Origin of the sequence: Streptomyces palmae (assembly GCF_004684805.1) — a bacterium.
Taxonomy (GTDB): domain Bacteria; phylum Actinomycetota; class Actinomycetes; order Streptomycetales; family Streptomycetaceae; genus Streptomyces; species Streptomyces palmae.
This window is the reverse complement of the sequence record NZ_SRID01000610.1, coordinates 1-2,107: the sequence shown is the minus strand read 5'-3', so window position 1 is coordinate 2,107 and position 2,107 is coordinate 1. Positions and strand designations below refer to the sequence as shown.

Below are 2,107 nucleotides of genomic sequence, written 5' to 3'. Positions count from 1 at the left end.
GTTCCCCGCGCCCCCTGGCGGGGGCGGCCCGCCGCCAGGGGTGTGTGCGGGGCTGGGTTGCGGTTGTGGGTCACTGCGGCCTGCGGGTGGCTGGTCGCGCAGTTCCCCGCGCCCCCCTGGCTCACGCGGCCGTGTGCGCTGGGTGGGCTCAGGGTTCGAAGCGGTAGCCCATTCCTGGTTCGGTGATGAAGTGGCGGGGGTGGGAGGGGTCGGCCTCCAGTTTGCGGCGCAGTTGGGCCATGTAGACCCGCAGGTAGTTGGTCTCGGTGCCGTAGGCGGGGCCCCAGACCTCCTGGAGCAGCTGCTTCTGGCTGACCAGCCGCCCCGTGTTGCGCACCAGGACCTCCAGCAGGTGCCATTCGGTCGGGGTGAGGCGTACGTCACGGCCCCCGCGGTTCACCTTCTTCGCGGCCAGGTCGATGCCGAAGGTGTCGGTCCGGACGACCACCTCGGCCTCGTGCTGCCCCACCGGCTCGGCGCGGCGCACCGCGGCGCGCAGCCGGGCCAGCAGCTCGTCCATGCCGAACGGCTTGGTGACGTAGTCGTCGGCGCCGGCGTCCAGCGCCTCGACCTTCTCGTCGGAGGTCTGGCGGGCCGAGAGCACCAGGATCGGGACGCGGGTCCAGCCGCGCAGCCCCTTGATCACCTCCACGCCGTCCATGTCGGGCAGGCCGAGGTCCAGGACGACCACGTCGGGGTGGCGGGTGGCGGCGAGTTCGAGCGCGGTGGTGCCGTCCGGGGCGGCGTCCACCTCGTACCTGCGGGCCTTCAGGTTGATCACCAGGGCGCGTACGATCTGCGGCTCGTCGTCCACCACGAGCACCCGCACGGGGGTCTTCTGGTCGGTCCCGGAAGGTCGCGGCATCGGTCGCCTCTCTGTGCTGTCGTGGCTGGTCATGACGTGGCCCGGGCGGGCAGCTCCGGGCGGAACGGCGGTCGGCCGGGGGCGGCGCGCAGCGTGAGCACCATGGTCATGCCGCCGCCGGGGGTGTCCTCGGCGGCCAGCGCTCCGCCCATGGCCTCGGCGAACCCCCTGGCCACGGCGAGGCCGAGCCCCACGCCGGCGCCGCGCGGGGCGTCGCCGTAGCGCTGGAAGGGTTCGAAGATGCGGTCCTTGGCGCTGTCCGGGACGCCGGGCCCCCGGTCGGCCACCCGCAGCTCCACCCGGTCGCCCAGGGCGCTCGCGGCCACCAGCACCGGTGTGCCGGCGGGACTGTACTTCACGGCGTTCTCGACCACGTTGGCGACGCTGCGTTCCAGCAGGCCGGGGTCGACGGCGACCATCGGCAGTTCCTCGGGGATGTCGAGGGTGACGCTCTCCTCCGGGACGCCGACCAGCGCCATCGGCACCACCTCGTCCAGGTCGATCTCGCGGATCAGCGGGGTGACGGTGCCGGTCTGCAGCCGGGACATGTCCAGCAGGTTGCCCACCAGGTGGTCGAGCCGGTCGGCGCCCTCCTCGATGCCGGCCAGCAGCTCCGCCTCGTCCTCCGGGGACCAGGCCACGTCGTCGGAGCGCAGCGAGGAGACGGAGGCCTTGATCCCGGCCAGCGGGGTGCGCAGGTCGTGGCTGACGGCGGCGAGCAGCGCGGTGCGGATGCGGTTGCCCTCGGCGAGTTCGCGGGCCCGGGCGGCCTCGCCGAGCAGCCGCTGCCGGTCCAGGACCACGGCGGCCTGGGCGGCGAAGGCGGCGAGCACCCGGCGGTCCTCGGCGGGCAGGACCCGGCCGCTGAGGGCCAGCGCCATCCGGTCGCCGACGGGCATGTCCACCTCGGCGTCCTCGGGGCGCTCGGGCGGCGGGGCGCCGCCGGCCCCGGCGCTGGCCGCGCAGGTCCACGGGTCCACGTCGCTGGCCCGCTCCAGCAGGGCCACCGAGTCCATGGCGAAGGTCTCCCGGACCCGCTGGAGGAGCGCCTCCAGGCTGTCCTCGCCCCGCAGCACGCTGCCGGCCAGGAAGGACAGCACCTCGGACTCGGCGCGCAGCCGGGCCGCCTGGTGGGTGCGGCGGGCGGCCAGATCCACCACCGAGGCGACCGAGACGGCCACCGCGAAGAAGATCACGATGGCCACCATGTTCTTGGGGTCCTGGACGGTGAGGGTGTGGGTG

At 74.2% G+C, this 2,107-nt stretch carries 2 protein-coding genes; both read right to left on the bottom strand.

What is annotated here, in order from left to right:
• Positions 1-148: 148 nt before the first annotated feature.
• A complete protein-coding gene (locus tag E4099_RS31475; protein WP_135342507.1) occupies positions 149-865 on the bottom strand; it encodes a response regulator in 717 nt (238 codons plus the stop codon).
• A 29-nt stretch (positions 866-894) separates the two neighbouring features.
• Positions 895-2,107 (bottom strand): sensor histidine kinase (locus tag E4099_RS31470; protein ID WP_135342506.1); only part of this gene is annotated, 1,213 nt, incomplete at its 5' end.

Bases quoted from the DNA above. Each gene is read 5' to 3' on its own strand.
- E4099_RS31475 (WP_135342507.1), bottom strand. From the start codon at position 865: ATGCCGCGACCTTCCGGGACCGACCAGAAGACCCCCGTGCGGGTGCTC.